Source organism: Sphingomonas sanguinis NBRC 13937 (assembly GCF_001591005.1).
Lineage (GTDB): Bacteria > Pseudomonadota > Alphaproteobacteria > Sphingomonadales > Sphingomonadaceae > Sphingomonas > Sphingomonas sanguinis.
In genome coordinates this window covers 1-17,299 of the sequence record NZ_BCTY01000040.1, presented here as the reverse complement: position 1 = coordinate 17,299, position 17,299 = coordinate 1, and the positions used below count along the sequence as shown (strand labels likewise).

Genomic DNA, 17,299 nt, shown 5'->3' with positions numbered 1-17,299 from the left:
TCGCCGCCGATAGGAATATTGCCATGCCCGACCTGATCCTCGTCAACGCCAAGGTCACGACCCTCGACCGCGAAAATCCCGAGGCTCAGGCGATCGCGATCCGCGACGGCAAGTTCCTGTGCGTCGGCACCGAGCAGGAGGTCCGCGCCGCCGCCCCGCGCGCCCAGGTGATCGATGCGGGCCAGCGCCGGATCATTCCCGGCCTGATCGACAGCCACATGCACATCATCCGGGGCGGGCTGAACTATAATATGGAGTTGCGTTGGGACGGCGTGCCGACGCTGGCCGATGCGATGGCGATGCTGAAGCGTCAGGTCGACAATACGCCCGCGCCGCAATGGGTGCGCGTGGTCGGCGGCTTTACCGAGCATCAGTTCGCCGAAAAGCGCCTGCCGACCATCGCCGAACTGAACACCGTCGCGCCCGACACGCCGGTCTTCATCCTGCATCTCTATGACCGCGCGCTGCTCAACGCTGCCGCACTGCGCGTCGTCGGTTATACCAAGGATACGCCCAATCCGCCGGGCGGCGAGATCGTGCGCGATGCGGCAGGCAATCCGACCGGCCTGTTGCTGGCCAAGCCCAATGCGACGATCCTCTATTCGACGCTGGCCAAGGGCCCCAAGCTCCCGCCCGAGTATCAGCTCAATTCGACCCGCCATTTCATGCGCGAGATGAACGGGCTGGGCGTCACTGGCGTGATCGATGCGGGCGGCGGGTTCCAGAACTATCCCGACGATTACGAGATCATCGAGAAGCTGCACGCCGATGACCAGCTGACCGTCCGCATCAGCTACAATCTGTTCACCCAGAAGCCCAAAGAAGAGCTGGCCGATTTCTCCGGCTGGGTGAAGCAGGTGTCGCCGGGGCAGGGCGACGACACCTATCGCCACAATGGCGCGGGCGAGATGCTGGTCTATTCGGCGGCGGACTTCGAGGATTTCCGCGTCGAGCGCCCGGACATGCCGCCCAGCATGGAGGGCGATCTGGAGCCGGTGATCCGCCTGCTCGCCGAGCATCGCTGGCCGTGGCGGTTGCACGCCACCTATGACCAGACGATCGGCCGCGCGCTCGACGTCTATGAAAAGGTCCACCGCGACATCCCGCTGACCGGCATCAACTGGTTCTTCGACCATGCCGAGACGATCAGCGACCGGAATATCGACCGGATCGCCGCGCTGGGCGGCGGCATCGCGGTGCAGCACCGCATGGCCTATCAGGGCGAGTATTTCGTCGAGCGCTATGGCCAGAAGGCCGCCGAACGGACGCCGCCGATCGGTAAGATGATCGCGGCGGGCATCCCGGTGGGCGCGGGCACCGACGCGACGCGCGTCGCCAGCTACAATCCCTGGGTGTCGCTCAACTGGCTGGTGACCGGCCGAACGGTCGGCGGGCTATCGCTCTATCCCGGTGCCAACCGCGTCAGCCGCGAAAAGGCGCTGCGCATGTGGACGCACGAAAACACCTGGTTTTCCAACGAGGTCGGCAAGAAGGGGCAGATCAAGGTCGGCCAACTTGCCGATCTGGCGGTCCTGTCGGACGATTATTTCGCGGTGCCCGAAAGTGACATTCCGCATCTGCACTCGGTCCTGACCATCCTGGGCGGCAAGGTGGTGTCCGGCGAAGGAGATTATGCCCCGCTCGCGCCTGCGCTGCCCAAGCCCATGCCCGACTGGTCGCCGGTCGCGACCTTTGGCGGCTATTACCGCTCACCCGAAACCAGCGCGAAACTCGCGAGCGCCTGTGGCTGCGCGAGCGGCTGCGCGGTGCATGGCCATGACCATGCCGCCGCACTCGGCGCCGATGTGCCCGCCGCCGATGTGCAGAGCTTCTGGGGCTCGTTCGGCTGCGGCTGCTGGGCCGTCTGATCCATCCCGACCAAAGGAGAATTGCGATGAAGAAGACCATGTTCCTCGCGGCGGTCGTCCTGTTCGGCACGGCGCCCGTCACCGCGCAGAAAACCCCCGATTTCGCGGTCGGCCCGCAATACGACACGACCCATGTCTATGTGCCACAGGACCAGTATGACGCCTTCATGCGCAGCTTCGTCGCCACCTTTGGCGGCAGCCTGAGCAAGCAGGGCGAGTTTCAGGTCACGCCGACGCCCAGCAAGACCAAGTCGCAACTGGCGCTGACGCCCGCGGGCAGCGTCTCGGCCTTCGGCTTCCTGACGCCCATCCCCTATCCCTTCGGACAGGAGCGGACCGGCTATCTCGTCACCGATATGGACAAGGCGGTCGCAGCGGCGGTGAAGCACGGCGCGGTGCGGGTCATCACGACCTTTCCCGACCCGATCGGGCGCGACGTGGTGGTGCAATGGCCGGGCGGCATCAACATGCAGCTCTATTGGCACACCGCCAAGCCGCGTTACGCGCCGCTGGCCAATGTGCCGGAGAACCGCGTCTATCTAACCGCCGACGCGGCGAATGCCTTCCTGAAGAGCTGGGGCGGCTATGCCCATGCGCGGGTGCTGTCGGATGACAGGGCGGCGGACGGTGCGGACATCGGCCAGCCGGGCAAGACCTATCGCCGGGTGCGCCTGACTTCGGGTTACGGCGACATGATGGTGATCGTGTCGGACGGCCAGTTGCCATGGCCCTATGGTCGCGACGTGACCGGGTATAAGGTCACGAACCTGCAGGTGACGCTGGCCCAGGCGAGCGCCGCCGGGGTCGAGACATTGGTGTCGCCGCATGTCGCGGGCGACCGCCAGTCGGCGATGGTCCGCTTTCCGGGCGGCTATATCGCCGAAATCCACTCGCCCGTGATCTACTGACATGCGCGGCTCCGCCAATCCGGCCTTTGTCGAGGCGATCGCGCGACACCGTGCGACATGGTTCGCGGCCCGGCTGGCTCTGTGCGGCGCGTACCTGCTGGGCGGCATCGTCAAGCTTACCGACTGGCCGGGGGCGGTGGCGGAGCAAGCGCATTTCGGCATGACACCGCCTGCGCTCTGGGCCGCGCTGACCATCGCGGTCGAACTGATCGGGCCGCTGCTGATCCTGATCGGGCGGTTCGTCTGGCTGGGGGCGGGAATGCTGGGGGTGTTCACCGCGCTTGCCGCGCTGACCGCCAACGCTTTCTGGACGATGCCGCCGGGGGCGGAACGGTTCGCCGCGACCAATGGCTTTTTCGAGCACATCGGGTTGGTCGGCGGCTTCGTGCTGGTCACGATGCTGGCCGGGCGGGACCGTGCTTGACCTGGCCCTCCTGCTGGCAGCCGCGGCGGCGCAGGCCGATGCCGTTGCCGGTGCCGCAGGACAAAGCGGCACCGAGGCGTGGCAGGCGCCGACGCTGACGATCGTGCGCTATGACGAACATTGGGGCAGGCTGGCCGAGCCCAGTGCGCGCGACGATCACTGGACCGAGCCGTTCAAATATATCCCGATCGGTGACGACGGCGCCTATCTGACCACCGGACTGGAGCTGCGGGCGCGGCGCGAGGCGTATCGCGACAATCTGTGGGGCGGCGCGGCGGCACCCGACGATGCCTATGTCTGGCTGCGCGCGCTTCCCTACGCCGACCTTCACGTCGGCCGGGTGCGGGGCTTCGTCCAGCCGATCGCCGCCTATGCGATCGGCGTCGCGCCTTCCGCCGGGCCAATCGACCAGACGCGGGTCGACCTGCTGCAGGGGTTCGTCGATGTGCGCTTAGGGGCGGCCGAAACCGGCGCGAGCGATGCGCCGGGCGTGACGTTGCGCGCCGGGCGGCAGATGCTGTCCTTCGGCAGCGAACGGCTGATCGGTACGCGCTATGGCCCTAATGTCCCGCTGGCGTTCGATGGTGGCCGCGCCATCCTGTCGTTGCCCGGCGCACAGGTCGACCTGTTGGCCGTGCAGCCGGTCCAGCCGGGACCGCATAACTTCGACGATCGCCGCTCGACGACGAAATCGCTCTGGGGTGCCTATGCCACCATACCATGGGGGCAAGGGGGGCTGGACCTCTATTATCTCGGCTATCGCAATCGCCTCGCCCGGTTCGGCGGGCTCACGGGGGCGGAGCGGCGCCACAGCCTGGGCGTCCGTCACTATGGCGCGGCCGGACCCTGGCACTGGAATGTCGAGGGGGTGGTGCAGTTCGGGCGGTTCGCCGAGCAATCCATTCGCGCCTGGACCGTCGCGACCGAGCTGGGTCACCGCTTCCCCACCGCGCCTTTGTCACCGGACCTCGTCCTGCGGTTCAACATGGTCAGCGGCGACGCCCATGCCGGGGACGGGCGGCTGGGCACCTTCAATGCCCTGTTTCCCAAGGGCAAATATTTCGGCGAGCTGTCGCCCATCGGGCCGAGCAATATCGTCAGCGTCAATCCGCGCGCCAGCGTCGTGCTGGGCCACGGCGTCTCGGCGAGTGTCGCCGCCATGGCCTATTGGCGGCAATCGCGCGGCGACGGCGTCTATGACATTCCCGGCAACCTGATCCGCGCCCCCGGCACCGCGACCGCCCGCTTCATCGGCAAGCAGGCCGAGGTCGCGCTGGCGTGGCAGGCGACGCCCGAACTCGAACTCTCCACCTCGCTGTCGGCCTTCGTGCCGGGCGGCTTTCTCCGCCAGACCGGCCCTGCCCGCACCACGGGCCTGTGGGGGCTGGAGGCGAATTTCCGGTTCTAAGGAGCATGACCATGACCGATGCCCCCCGTTTCGACCCGCGCGTGCCCCTGTTGCTGGTGCTGTCCGTAACGACCGGACTGGTCGATGCGGCCAGCGTGCTGGGCCTGGGCAAGGTGTTCACCGCGAACATGACCGGCAACATCGTCTTCCTGGGCTTTGCGGCGGCGGGGACGCCGGGCTTTGCGTGGCCGCTGTTCGTCGCGGCCTTGCTGAGCTTTCTGGTCGGCGCGCTGATCGGCGGACGGACGGGGCGGGCGCATGTCGGGCGGCCCGAGCGGCGCTGGCTGCTGACGGCCGCCGCGATAGAGACCGCTTTGCTATGGATCGCCGCCGTGCTGGCGATCGGCATGGGCCGCAACAGCCCGGAATCCCCGCCCGTATTCGCGATCATTGCGCTGACCGGCCTCGCGATGGGCTTTCGCAATGCGACCATCCGCCAGATGAAAGTCGCGGACCTTACCACCACCGTCCTGACGCTGACCCTGACCGGCCTCGCCGCCGATTCGACCGCCGCGGGGGGTGGCAACCCGAACTGGACGCGCCGGATCGCAGCGGTGGCGGCGATCTTCGTCGGCGCGTGCGTCGGCGCCGCGCTGCTGCTGCACGTCGGTCTTGCCGCCCCCCTCGCCTTGGCCGGGGTGTTGGTGCTGGGCGGCACGATCGCCTGTACGCTTCACCCCGCATCGAACGGCGTCGTCAAGGCGTAAGCGTCATGTCCTCGCCCGCCAGCGCGCGGGCGATGCGGCGATCGGGAACCAGCCACAGCGCGATGACGCCGACATAGATGGCGATGGCGGCAACCCGGCTGACAAAGGCAAGCGGCACCGCAACCGCATAGAGCAATATGCTCCCCCACCCCTTCCAGTCCCGCCCGATCGCCCTGGCGACACGCGACTGCGCGCCGTTGCAGACGACGATCGCCCATTCGGTCAGCTTGTAGCCGACCGCCGCCATGCCCAGCACCACGCCATAGGCCGCCGTCGCCCCCACCGCGAAATGACTCTCGTCATGCCAGCGGATGACGAACGGTACGAGGCTGAGCCAAAACAGCAGGAACAGGTTCGCCCACAGCACCCGCCCATCGATCCGATCGGTCGCATGGAGCAGGTGATGGTGGTTGTTCCAATACAGCCCGACATTGATGAAACTGAGCACATAGGCCAGCAGCACCGGCGCTTCCTGCGACAGCGCCGAAAGCTCGCCGCCCGCTGGCACCTTCAGCTCCAGCACCATGATCGTAATGATGATCGCGATCACACCGTCGGTGAAGGCCTCCAGCCGCCCGGTGTTCATATCTCGCCCAGTCCCGGCATATCGCGATCCGCCGCGCCCGCTTCGACGAACTGCTGGAGCAGCCAGGATGCGGCGGGGCCGGGCGGCAGGTCGCGGCGCCAGACGCCTGCGAAACGGTACATGCCGCCGGGATGGTCGGGCATGTGCAACCGGACCAAAGCGCCCGTCGCCAGATCGGCCTCGATCAGCGACAAGGGCATGTTGCCCCAGCCGATCCCCTCGCGCAGCAGCGAATGCTTGGCGCCCAGATCGGCGAGCCGCCAGGTCCTGGGGCTCATCACCGAAAAGTCCCGCCCCTCGGTGAAGCGCGACCGGTCGGTCAGGACCAGCTGAATATGATCGCGCCCCGCACCCGGCGGAATGCGCTCCATCCGGGCGAGCGGATGATCGGGCGACGCGACCGGCACCAACGGCAATGCGCCCGCGCCGACACACTCCACCCCCTCGATCCCCGCCGCGACCGGGCCGGAAATGCCGATCGCCGCCGTCTGGTCCAGCACCATCGCGGTCACGCTGCCCAACGCCTCGACATGCAGGCGCAGCGACACGGTGGGAAATTCGGTGCGAAACGCGCGCAGGATCGTCCCCAGCCGGGGCGCAGGCAGCATCACGTCGACCGCCAGATTGACCTCGGCCTCCAGCCCCTCCAGCAGCCCCTTCACCTTGGCGCGCAGTCCGTCCACGCCCTCGCCGATCGCCCGCGCCTCGGCCAGCACGGCGCGTCCCTCGACCGTCAGGACCGGCTTCTTGGTCCCCTCGCGGTCGAACAGCCGCACGCCCAGCTGCGCCTCCAGATTGGCGATGCCATAGCTGATGACGGACACCGCCCGGTTCAACCGCCGCCCAGCGCCTGCGAAGCTGCCCGTATCGACGACCGCCAGGAAGATCTTGATCTGGTCGAAGGTCGGAAAGCCGGGGTTCGCCATTTCAATTCCATCGAACGTTTATGCCTGATTTATCTCACTGAACAGGCATGCCGACAAGGCCTATCTCCGGGACAACAGACGGGCAGATCAGCCCGGTTTCAAGGAGATAGATGATGATCGAGGTTCGTCCCTTCGCTGGTCTTGGTGGTGCCGATCATGGCTGGCTGAACGCCAAGCACCATTTCAGCTTCGCCGACTATTATGATCCCGCCCGGATGAACTGGGGTCATTTGCGGGTCTGGAACGACGACACGATCGCCCCCAAGACCGGCTTTCCGCCGCATCCGCACCGCGACATGGAAATCATCACCTATGTCCGCGAAGGCGCGATCACGCATCAGGACAATCTGGGCAACAAGGGCCGCACAGAGGCGGGCGATGTTCAGGTGATGAGCGCAGGCACCGGCATCACCCATTCGGAATATAATCTGGAGGACGTGACGACGAAGATCTTCCAAATCTGGATCGTGCCGACCGCCAAGGGCGACAAGCCCAGCTGGGGCGCGCGGCCCTTTCCCAAGGGCGAGCGGGCGGGGCAGTTCGTGACACTTGCGTCTGGCTTTGCCGAGGACGCGGACGCGCTGACGATCCGCACCGATGCCCGGATCGTGGCGGCAACACTGAAGGCGGGTGAGACGGCGGAATACCCGCTGGGCGCGGACCGGCGCGGCTATCTCGTCCCCGCAACCGGTGCCGTCGAGATCGAAGGCCAGCGGGTCGGCGCACGCGACGGCGCCGCGATCGACCGGACCGAGACGCTTCGGGTCACGGCAGTTGAGGACAGCGAGGTGATCCTGGTCGACGTTGCCTAAATCAGGTTGGCGAGGATGCGGTTAAACGACCGTGATCCTCGCCAATCATCATAAGGGATCAGGTTTAGCCTCCGTACCAAATGAGGCTTTGGCATTCTTGTCGCCGACCAGCGCCACCCACACCCAACAACCGCTAGATATAATAACCGAACATCATCAGAAGGGAGACCTTCCACCGATCATCGCCGCCCTGGGCGGCGCCTGAGCCGAACTGGCCGGCGCCGATAGAGGGATCGTTGCGGCCGACCAGCATTTCGGTCCAGATCTTGATCCGCTGCGTATCGGCCAAGCCCGAGCGCTTCCCGACGCGGGCCTAGCTGGAATAGAGGTCGAGGCTGAAGGGGAAGCGGCCGGCTTCGATCGGATGGCCGATCGCGGCAAAGGCCAGCGTGCCCTTGGCCGCGATGTTGGAGAAAAAGTCATAATCGCGGACCGCGATCAGATCGTTGCGTTGCAGGTTGGGCGGATCGATATCCTGCCGCGCGGCCAGCAACTTGAAGCGCAGCGGACGGCGATCGTCCTTCAGGCTCAGCACGAAGGCGTGGCGAGAGCCGTTCCCGCCGGTGTCGAAGCTGTACACCTGCGACACCCAGGCCGAGCCGGTGACACTGAGCGGTCCACGCGGCGTACTGGCCAGCACGTAGCGTGCCTTCCCGATCATCATGTTCCGCTCGGCATTGCGCGATGCGAAGGGCAGATAGGAATCACCTTGGACGATGTTGACCGAATGGCGTGCACTGTCGCGGCTGTTGCCGATGCCGGTGTTGTAAACTTCCTCCAGGCCGTAGACGAAGCCCAGGCTGTCATACCAGGACGGTCCCCAGTAACGGTCGTCGAACGGCACCGGCTGGGCGCGACTCAACCCAGTGCCTTGGGAAGGGCCGTGTGCGCTGGCGATGAAAAATGGGGCTGCCCCTGTTCTTAGGGTCAGCCCCGAAAGCGGTTCCCCCGTTTGCGCGGCCGTTACTCGCCGAAGCGGAAGCGGAAGCCCACGCCGTAATAGCGGCCTTCGTCCCGAATATCCTGGGTGTAGCGGAACCCGTAATTGTCGGTCGTAAAGTCGCGGAACGGCTTGGCCAGCAGGTTGGTCGCATCGACGCTGAGCGTAAACTGCTTGGCGATGTCGTAACTCAGCGAGAAGTCCAGGCGGCTGATCGGCAGGGTGCCGTTCACCGTCTGCTTGTTGTTGATGTCCGTGCCATAGTAATTCACGAAATCCGACCGGCGATTATAGGACAGGCGACTGGTGATGCCGTTGCGTTCGTAGAAAAGCGAGGCGTTGTAGGTCCATTTGGACAGGCCGGTGATCGGCACGAACGGGCCATAGGTGAAGCTGTTGCTGTTCTGCGAGAAATTGGGCGTGCGATTGGTGCCGTCCAGATAGGTCACATTACCCTGCACGCCGAAGCCCTTCAGGTCGCCGGGCAGGAAATCCAGGAAGGACTGGAAGTTCGCCTCCGCGCCCAGAATCCGCCCCTCGCCCGCATTTTCCGGGCGGCTCAGCTGGACGAAACCATATTGCGGGTCTTGGACGAACCGCGTGTAGTTGCTGATGAAGCCGAACAGGTCGCGGTAGAATACCGCCCCGCTGATCATTCCCGTCTTCGAGAAATACCATTCCAGGCTGGCATCGTAATTGTGCGAGGTCAGCGGTTTCAAATTCGGATTGCCGCCCGACCCATTGGCGGTGATCACGTTAAACGGGTTGTTCGGATCGAGCGGCTGGTTTGCATTGCGCACGACGGTGGTGATGTTGAGCGCCGGGTTGAGCTGGCCGAAATCGGGCTTGGTCCGGGTGAAGGTATAGCCCAGGCGCAATTGCAGCGTGTCGGTGAACTTCATCCGCATGCTGGCATTGGGCAGGATGTCGACATAATCCTGATGCAGCGACTGGGGCGTCAGCGTGCGGATGCCGTTATTGTAGATCTGCGACACACCCGAATAGACGCCGTCGGTGATAACCGCGCGGACACCCGCCAGCCCGTCGACCTCGATCGAACCGATGTTGAAGCCGTATTTGCCCTGGGCATAGGCGGTGTAGGTCTTTTCATTGGCGTGGAAAGTGCCCGAGGGGTCGACCGGCACCGCATCGCTGGCAAATTGGGTCTGCGCGTTCTTATAGCCCTGGTCGTTGGGATTGAGCGCAACCAGCTGCGCCAGCGCCTGCCGCGACAGCGCACGCAACCGCGCCTGGCCGCCGTCGATGTCGCCATACGGATAGCTAAGATACTGGGTAAAGCCCTGGTCGCTGCCCCGGAACGGATTGCCGGTCAGGCCGAGCTGGCCGATGCCCAGGCTGCTGAACGGAATCCGCAGATTCTCGGTATAGGCATAGCGGTTGGCCGAGGCGTAATCCGCCAGACGCGTGGTCAGGCGATACCCCATCTGGATTTTCTTCAGGAACGGCAGCGGATCGGTGTCCAGCGACACGTCGCCCCGCCACTGGAAACCGCTGCCCGAGGTCCGGTAATAGGCCTCGTAATAGCCGCGCCAGATATATTGCGAGGGGTCGGTCACGTTGAAGCCAGGCAGGCTGAACGCCACGCCGCCGTCACTGATGAAGTCGGCCTTCACCACCTGCGGCGATGTCAGCGCCGAATCCAGGCTGTGCGTATAGTCGGAGTAGACGCTGGTCGTATAGGCGAAGTCGGTCGACAGGGTGGCCCGCCCGGTTTCCCACTTCGCGCCGCTGGCGATCTGATAGGTGTTGGTCTGGGCACGATCGGTCGAGCGATAGGCCTGCTGGCGATACCCCCCCGTCTTGGTCAGGCTGCGCACGTCGTTGGTGCCGTTGACCAGCACGACGTCGCTCAGCGTCGGGTCCTGCCCGCGCAGGTCATTGTCCCAGTCGTCGACATAACCCTGGCCGCGATAGCCCTGATAAATGCCCTCCAGATACACCTGGGTAGAGCTGTTCGGCGCCCATTGCAGCGCGAAATTGGCCGAGGGGCGCCAGCGTTTGCCCGCCGGATTGTAGAGGCCGACGCTGTAGGGATAGCGGATCGTCCCCGTTTGCGCCGGGGTGATGACCGAGGCCGGGCTGGAATCGGTGATACTGGTGTTATTGTACCGTATCGCATTATGATATTGCGACTGGGCATAGCTGGCATTGACCAGCAGGCCGACCTCGCCGATGCCCGTGTTCCAGCGGTCGGAGATCAGGATATTGCCGCTGGGGTCGTATTTGCGGCTCTGGTCGTTATAGGTGCCGCGCAGGCCGCCTGCGACCACCAATCCCTTGAAATCGAACGGACGACGCGTGCGGACATTGACCAGGCCCGCCAGGCCCGGCTCGATGATGTCGGCGGTGCCGGACTTGTAGATCTCGATGCCCGCCAAAGCCTGGGCGGGGAAGTCCTGCAACTGGCTGCGCCGCAGTTCGGCGGTGAAGAATTCGCGCCCGTTATAGGTGGTCGCCACGTCGGGCAGGCCGCGGATCAGCACGCCGCTGACCTCGTCGCCATAGCGGTTGACCTGCACGCCCGCCAGGCGCGCCAGGCTTTCGGCCGCCGTATCGTCGGGCAATTTGCCGATGTCCTGCGCGACCACCGCGTCCAGGATCGCATCCGAATTGCGCTTGATCGATGCCGCATTGGCCAGGCTCTGGCGCAGGCCGGTGACGATGATCTCGCCATCGGTCGAGCCGCCGTCCGTGGTGGTGGCGTCGCTTGGAGCCGCAGCGGTAGGGGCGGCGGCGGTGGAATCGCTCTTCTGATCGGGTGTCGCGGTCTGCGCCTGGGCGGCGGACGCCAGCGCCAAAGGTGCAACGGACAGCAACAGCGCAAGACGCTTCATAAACCCCCTCCTCCATCATGCCAGTCCTACGGGACCGACTTTATTTGTCTGACTTAGTGTCGAGGCCGTTCGGAGGGGTCAATGAACAAAGTTTTCACAATTCCGTCACAAAACATTGCGTTACGCCTTGTGCCGCCGGACGAAGGGGCGTGTTTCTGATGGAAAATGGCGCGGGGCTCTTGCGCGGGGCGGTTGGCCAATCAGACAAATAGGCAAATTGATCGGCCATCGCTCGTTCGCTCCGCACGACGCCATCTCACAGGCCCGGCAGCGAGCAGACACCCTTCACATTCCCCGATCTTTATCGCCGTGTTTTCCATGCCTTATCGGCACCGACCGTGATGCGCGGATGAACAATCGTCCATCCCGCTTCCCTGTAATTTGCCGTTCAGCCAGCCGGTCGCACGTCCCTGTCCCATAAAAGGTTCAGGAGTATTGTGATGACCAGGATCATCCTTGCGGCGGGCTTTACTGCGATGGCGCTGCTGACGACGGCACCCGCCGCCGCACAGCTTTCGGTCGGTATCAGCGTCCGGCTCGCGCCGCCGCCGCTGCCCGTCTATGCCCAGCCGCCGCTGCCGGGTCCCGATTATGTCTGGACGCCGGGCTATTGGGCTTGGGACGATCTGGCCGGGGCCTATTACTGGGTGCCGGGCAATTGGATGCTGGCACCGCGTCCGGGCCTGTTGTGGACGCCGCCCTGGTGGGGTTGGCAGGACGGATTGTATGTCTTCCACTCGGGCTATTGGGGACCGCATGTCGGCTTTTACGGCGGCGTACCTTACGGCTTCGGCTATACCGGCTTCGGCTTTCACGGCGGCTATTGGCAAGGCAACCACTTCGCCTACAATGCGACCGTCACGAACATCACCAACGTCCATGTGACCCATATCTATCGGCAGAATGTGGTGGTGAACCACATCACCCGGGTCAGCTATAATGGCGGCCCCGGCGGCGTGTCCGCGCGCCCGACCCCGCAAGAGCTGATGGCCGCGCACGAGATGCACGTCGCTGCCCCTCTCCATCCCATGCCACCGATGACCGCGATGCGCCCGACCCCGCATGGGTTCGTACCGCCGAATCGCGGCCCGGCGGCCATGCCGATGGCCGCGCCCATGCCGGTCGTCCAACGCGGCCATGGGGCCCCGGCCCCCATGATCGATGCGCGCCCAGTGCCCTTCGCCCGGCCGCTTACCGCCTGGCGCGCGCCCTTGCCGCCGCAGCGGAGCGCTGCGACATGGAGTGACGGCGGCTATTCCGCGCGGCCGATGGCGATGACACGGCCTACCCTGGCCCCGCATGGTTATGCGCCGCCGCGCGTGGTCTTCCGCCCCGCCCCCAGGCCGCCAGCGCCGCCGCGTCCGCCGCACGGCGATCATCATCGCCATGGCTGAACGTGGCGGCGTGAACCATCGGGCGCTTGCCGCGTATCCACCGGGACCGACCACCAGCCCCTGAGGTGACACGATGACGCCCCGCCCCCTGCCGCGACCACCGCTGATCCTGGGCGTGGCCGGGGTCTTGCCGCCGCCGCTTTGCATCGCACTGGCGCTGGTCGCGCCGCGGCTCGGGCTGCCCGCCACGATCGCCGGGGGCGTCTATGCGGCGCTCATCCTGTCCTTTCTGGGCGGGCTGTGGTGGATGGAGGCATTGATTCGGCAGGACCGGCGCATTTTGCCCTATGTCGCCGCCGTGGCGCCGAGCCTGATCGGCTGGGCCGTCCTGTTGCCGCCTTTGCTCGGCGCCGGGTCGCTTCGGGTCGCGCTGTGCATCCTGGGTGCGATCATCCTGCTGACGCCGCTGGTCGATGCACGGATCGCCCCATCGGTGCGCGAGATGCCCGGCTGGGGTCGGCTCAGGCTGGCCCTGTCGCTCGGCCTGGGAGCGTCGACGCTGCTGCTCGGTATCGTCGCCCCCTGGTGATTCGCATCAGGCGGGATCGTCGCGCGGCGGCGTCTCTGCGGGACGGCCATCGCCCTCGCCCTGCCGCGCCTGCGCCTTGCGCCGTTTCAGATTTTCCCGGAGCGCTGCCGCCAGCCGCTCCGCGCGTTCGTCCTTCGCCATGGCAATTCGCATAATCTGTCCAACGGACGCTTGACAATGCCCGCCCAATCGTCTCTAGGCGCGCTTCCCGCGTCGAGACGCGAGTGCTGCCGTAGCTCAGTGGTAGAGCGCATCCTTGGTAAGGCTGAGGTCGTGAGTTCAATCCTCACCGGCAGCACCATTCTCCCCCTGCCGTCTCAGCGGCCTGAAAGGGGGAGCTTTTAGCCCCCATGCAAAAGTTGGTTGGGATCGTTTCGCGGTCTCGCTAGCTATGGTCGGATGAAATTTCGTTTTTCCTTCGGTGCCCAGGTGTTCATCGGCATGGCCGTCGGCCTGTTGCTCGGCCTGCTCGCCCGGTCGCAGGGTATCGCCGGCTTGGCCGAGGCCCTGCGCATCATCGGCGAGAGCTTCGTCCAGCTGCTGAAGGTGCTGGTCGTGCCGTTGGTGTTCACCGCCATCGTCGCCTCGATCGCGGCGTTGCGCGACCTGAACAATGCCGCGCGGCTGGTCGCCGCCACCTTCATCTGGTTTGCCATCACCGCGCTGATCGCGGTCAGCATCGGCCTGATGCTGGGCACCGTCCTGCAACCCGGCCTGCACGCGGGCGTCGCGGCGGGTAGTGCGGTGCGGCCGGATACGGCGGGCTCCTGGCTCGACTTCCTGCGCGGGCTGATCCCGTCCAATATCCTGGGCCTGTCCGCCTCGACCAGCGCGGGGGACGGCGGTGCGCTGAAGACCGGGCTGTCGTTCAACATCCTCCAGATCATCGTCATGGCGGTCGCAATCGGCGTCGCCGCCGTGCGGGTCGGCGACAAGGGCGAGAGCTTCCTATCGTTCAATGCCTCGGCGCTGGCCATCTTCCGGCGCATCCTGTCCTGGGTGATCCGGTTGACCCCGCTTGGCTCGGGCGCGCTCCTCGGCAATGCGATCGTGCGCTATGGGTGGCAGTCGCTGTCCGCGCTCGGCAGCTTTGCGCTGGCCGTCTATATCGGACTCGGCCTCGTGCTGTTCGTGGTCTATCCGCTGCTGCTGCTGTCCAATGGCCTGTCGCCGAAGCGCTTCTATGCCGCCGCCTGGCCCGCCATCCAGCTGGGGTTCGTCTCGCGCTCGTCGATCGCGACGCTGCCGGTGACCGAGGATGCGGTCGAGCGGCGACTGGGCGTGCCGCGCGCCTATTCGGCCTTTGCCGTGCCCTTTGCCGCGACCACCAAGATGGACGGGTGCGCCGCCATCTATCCGGCGATCTCGGCATTATTCGTTGCGCAATATTATGGTCTGCCACTGCATGTCGGCGATTATGTGCTGATCGTGCTGGTGTCGGTGCTGGGTTCGGCGGCGACGGCGGGGCTGACCGGCGCGGTCGTTATGCTGACGCTGACGCTGTCCACGCTGGGTCTGCCGCTAGAGGGTGCGGGCCTGCTGCTCGCGATCGACCCGATCCTCGACATGGGGCGCACCGCGATCAACGTCGCGGGCCAGGCGCTGGTCCCGACCATCGTCGCACACCGGGCGGGCCTCATCACCGACACGCCCCCGGCGGAGCGCTTGCCGGAGGTGCCGCAAACAGGGTAAACGCGTGCATGAGCTTGCGCGCGGTGTTCTGGTGGAGTAATACACGCGAGTGGCCGACCACCGGAACCCTGTGATGCGCCCCGATCCGTTCAATCCCGACCGTGTACCCCTCGACCGTCCGTACGAGCCGGTCGGCCCTCATTATCCGCTCTATGATGCGGAAACGCAGAGCTGGTCCTTCGGCACCGACGAGGCACCGGAGGATGTGCGTCCCCGCCGCCGCATCCGCTGGGGCCGGTGGATCATGCGCGGGATGGGCGCGGGCATCATCCTGCTGGTCATCGCGATCATCTGGCTGGCCGTCACCGCGCCGCTGTCGCGCTCGCTCCAGCCGCCGACGCCGCCCTCGATCACGCTGACCGCCGATGACGGCACGCCGATCGCGCGGCGCGGGGCGATCATCGGCGCGCCGGTCGATGCCGCCAAGCTGCCGGCCCATGTGCGCGAGGCGTTCATGGCGATCGAGGACCGGCGTTTCTATTCGCACTGGGGCGTCGACCCGCGCGGCATCCTGCGCGCCGCCTGGCACAATGTCGGATCGGGCGGCGTGCGCGAGGGTGGATCGACCATCACCCAGCAGCTGGCGAAGAACGCGTTCCTCGATTCCGATCGAACGGCGGGCCGCAAGATCCGCGAGGCGATGATCGCCTTCTGGCTGGAGGCGTGGCTGACCAAGGACGAGATCCTGTCGCGCTATCTGTCCAACGTTTATTTCGGCGACAATGTGTACGGCATCACCGCCGCGTCGAAGCATTATTTCGGCCGCACCCCGGACAAGCTGAACATCGGCCAGGCGGCGATGCTGGCCGGACTGGTCAAGGCCCCTTCGCGCTTGGCCCCCACCACCAACCTCAAGGGCGCGCGCGCGCGGCAGGCCGTCGTCGTCGCGGCAATGGAGGATGCGGGCTTCCTGACCAAGGCGGAGGCCGATGCCGTCCAGCCGCAACGCGTGCTTGCCTCGCGGCCCGAGACTTTGCCCAGCGGCACCTATTTCGCCGACTGGGTGCTGCCCGAGGCGCGCGACCAGGCAGGCGAGATCAAGACCGAGGCGACCGTCCAGACGACGCTCAATCCCCGGCTCCAGCGGATCGCCGAACGCACCGTGCGCAGCGCCGGGCTGAACCAGGCGCAGGTCGCCCTGGTCGCGATGCGCCCCGATGGCCGCGTCGTCGCGATGGTCGGCGGCAAGGATTATTCCAAGAGCCCGTTCAACCGCGCCACCCAGGCGCGGCGCCAGCCGGGTTCGGCGTTCAAGCTGTTCGTCTATCTGGCGGCCCTGCGCTCCGGCATGACCCCGGACTCGACCATCGAGGACGAGCCGGTCGACATCGCCGGGTGGAAGCCGCGCAACAGCGATGGCCGCTATCTGGGTAAGATCACGCTGCGCCAGGCCTTTGCGCGCTCGTCCAACGTCGCCGCCGCCCGGCTGACCCAGGCGGTCGGCGTGAAGTCGGTCATCAATGCGGCGCGCGATCTGGGCATCACCACGCCGATCCCGAACGAGGCGACCATCGGCCTCGGCACCTCGACCGTCAGCCTGCTGGAGCTGACCGCCGCCTATGCCGCGGTCGCCAATGAAAGCTATCCAGTTGCCGCGCGCGGCCTGAACGACGTCAAGGACAAGGGCTGGTATCAATCGCTAACCGATCGCAAGACCGGCTTCGCCTCGGCGGTGCATGACGGGATGCTCGACCTGCTCTCCTCCTCGATCAAGACGGGGACGGGGCGGCAGGCGCTGCTCACCGTCGATGCCTATGGCAAGACCGGCACGACGCAGGATTCGCGCGATGCACTGTTCGTCGGCTTCGCGCGCGACCTCGTGGTCGGCGTGTGGGTCGGCAATGACGACAACACGCCCAATCCCGGCCTGTCGGGCGGCGGCGTCCCGGCACGCATCTGGCGCGCCTTCATGCAGTCCGCGCTCGACATCCCGCCGGTGCCCGCGCCGGTGGTGATGGAGGAAACCGACCCGGATGCGATCAGCAACGGCATGGGCGAAGAGGTGATGCCCGCCGAAACCGACCCCGTGGGCGATATCATCCAGGGGCTGGGCATCGACCTGAAGACCGGTGAGGACGGCTCGATCAGCATCGGTCCGGGCCGCCGCCGGGGCGAACGCCCGCCGCCGGGCCCGGAAGACCGCCGCCCGCCTGACGAACGCTATGACGGCGAGGAGTAGTTCTTATTCCTCCCCTGCAAGGGGAGGGGGACCGTCCGAAGGATGGTGGAGGGGTGTCCCGCTATCGATAG

At 65.9% G+C, this 17,299-nt stretch carries 16 protein-coding genes and 1 tRNA gene; 11 read left to right on the top strand and 6 right to left on the bottom strand.

Annotated features, from left to right (window positions below; translation table 11 throughout):
• The first annotated feature begins 23 nt into the window (after nt 1-23).
• From SSA01S_RS14335 to SSA01S_RS14315, 5 genes are read left to right on the top strand one after another with little or no spacing between them, the layout of a single operon-like run.
• A complete protein-coding gene (locus tag SSA01S_RS14335; protein WP_061780898.1) occupies nt 24-1,868 on the top strand; it encodes an amidohydrolase in 1,845 nt (614 codons plus the stop codon).
• Between the two features lie 26 nt (nt 1,869-1,894).
• Nucleotides 1,895-2,776 (top strand): hypothetical protein, encoded by an 882-nt coding sequence (locus SSA01S_RS14330; RefSeq protein ID WP_061780897.1) that lies wholly within the window; start codon nt 1,895-1,897, stop codon nt 2,774-2,776.
• Nucleotide 2,777: 1 nt separating this feature from the next.
• Nucleotides 2,778-3,200 (top strand): DoxX family protein, encoded by a 423-nt coding sequence (locus tag SSA01S_RS14325; protein WP_061780896.1) that lies wholly within the window; start codon nt 2,778-2,780, stop codon nt 3,198-3,200.
• A 1-nt stretch (nt 3,201) separates the two neighbouring features.
• Nucleotides 3,202-4,608 (top strand): alginate export family protein, encoded by a 1,407-nt coding sequence (locus tag SSA01S_RS14320; protein ID WP_061780917.1) that lies wholly within the window; start codon nt 3,202-3,204, stop codon nt 4,606-4,608.
• A gap of 11 nt (nt 4,609-4,619) precedes the next feature.
• Nucleotides 4,620-5,315, top strand: a complete 696-nt coding sequence (locus tag SSA01S_RS14315; RefSeq protein ID WP_061780916.1) for a YoaK family protein — start codon at nt 4,620-4,622, stop codon at nt 5,313-5,315.
• Here SSA01S_RS14315 and SSA01S_RS14310 read toward each other — a convergent pair.
• Together SSA01S_RS14310 and SSA01S_RS14305 are read right to left on the bottom strand one after the other, a co-directional pair.
• On the bottom strand, nt 5,305-5,901 hold the full coding sequence (locus SSA01S_RS14310) for a TMEM175 family protein (protein ID WP_061780895.1): 597 nt from the start codon (nt 5,899-5,901) through the stop codon (nt 5,305-5,307). The two genes, SSA01S_RS14315 and SSA01S_RS14310, sit on opposite strands and share 11 nt — an antisense overlap.
• Nucleotides 5,898-6,827 (bottom strand): LysR family transcriptional regulator, encoded by a 930-nt coding sequence (locus tag SSA01S_RS14305; protein ID WP_061780894.1) that lies wholly within the window; start codon nt 6,825-6,827, stop codon nt 5,898-5,900. Before SSA01S_RS14305 ends, SSA01S_RS14310 begins: the two co-directional genes overlap by 4 nt.
• A gap of 113 nt (nt 6,828-6,940) precedes the next feature.
• Between SSA01S_RS14305 and SSA01S_RS14300 the strand changes: the two genes are divergently transcribed.
• Nucleotides 6,941-7,639 carry a pirin family protein gene (locus SSA01S_RS14300; RefSeq protein WP_061780915.1) on the top strand — a complete coding sequence of 233 codons (699 nt, stop codon included), beginning with the start codon at nt 6,941-6,943 and terminating at the stop codon, nt 7,637-7,639.
• A 133-nt stretch (nt 7,640-7,772) separates the two neighbouring features.
• On the opposite strand, the gene SSA01S_RS19600 is transcribed toward SSA01S_RS14300, so the two are convergent.
• The 3 genes from SSA01S_RS19600 to SSA01S_RS14290 all read right to left on the bottom strand — a co-directional run bounded on the left by SSA01S_RS19600 (nt 7,773) and on the right by SSA01S_RS14290 (nt 11,434).
• Nucleotides 7,773-7,928 (bottom strand): hypothetical protein, encoded by a 156-nt coding sequence (locus tag SSA01S_RS19600; RefSeq protein ID WP_156477823.1) that lies wholly within the window; start codon nt 7,926-7,928, stop codon nt 7,773-7,775.
• A gap of 24 nt (nt 7,929-7,952) precedes the next feature.
• Nucleotides 7,953-8,501 (bottom strand): hypothetical protein, encoded by a 549-nt coding sequence (locus SSA01S_RS14295; RefSeq protein WP_061780893.1) that lies wholly within the window; start codon nt 8,499-8,501, stop codon nt 7,953-7,955.
• A 101-nt stretch (nt 8,502-8,602) separates the two neighbouring features.
• On the bottom strand, nt 8,603-11,434 hold the full coding sequence (locus tag SSA01S_RS14290) for a TonB-dependent receptor (RefSeq protein WP_061780892.1): 2,832 nt from the start codon (nt 11,432-11,434) through the stop codon (nt 8,603-8,605).
• Between the two features lie 440 nt (nt 11,435-11,874).
• Between SSA01S_RS14290 and SSA01S_RS14285 the strand changes: the two genes are divergently transcribed.
• Together SSA01S_RS14285 and SSA01S_RS14280 are read left to right on the top strand one after the other, a co-directional pair.
• A complete protein-coding gene (locus SSA01S_RS14285; protein WP_061780891.1) occupies nt 11,875-12,828 on the top strand; it encodes a YXWGXW repeat-containing protein in 954 nt (317 codons plus the stop codon).
• A gap of 73 nt (nt 12,829-12,901) precedes the next feature.
• On the top strand, nt 12,902-13,357 hold the full coding sequence (locus SSA01S_RS14280) for a DUF3429 domain-containing protein (protein WP_061780890.1): 456 nt from the start codon (nt 12,902-12,904) through the stop codon (nt 13,355-13,357).
• Between the two features lie 6 nt (nt 13,358-13,363).
• Here SSA01S_RS14280 and SSA01S_RS20200 read toward each other — a convergent pair whose 3' ends face one another.
• A complete protein-coding gene (locus tag SSA01S_RS20200) occupies nt 13,364-13,498 on the bottom strand; it encodes a hypothetical protein (protein ID WP_272867562.1) in 135 nt (44 codons plus the stop codon).
• A gap of 85 nt (nt 13,499-13,583) precedes the next feature.
• Between SSA01S_RS20200 and SSA01S_RS14275 the strand changes: the two genes are divergently transcribed.
• From SSA01S_RS14275 to SSA01S_RS14265, 3 genes are all read left to right on the top strand, one after another.
• Nucleotides 13,584-13,658, top strand: a tRNA-Thr gene (locus SSA01S_RS14275).
• Nucleotides 13,659-13,756: 98 nt separating this feature from the next.
• Nucleotides 13,757-15,049, top strand: coding sequence for a dicarboxylate/amino acid:cation symporter (locus SSA01S_RS14270; RefSeq protein WP_061780889.1), 1,293 nt, complete (start codon nt 13,757-13,759; stop codon nt 15,047-15,049).
• Between the two features lie 73 nt (nt 15,050-15,122).
• Entirely contained in the window at nt 15,123-17,228 is a 2,106-nt protein-coding gene (locus SSA01S_RS14265; protein WP_061780914.1) for a transglycosylase domain-containing protein, read from the top strand.
• Nucleotides 17,229-17,299: the final 71 nt, after the last annotated feature.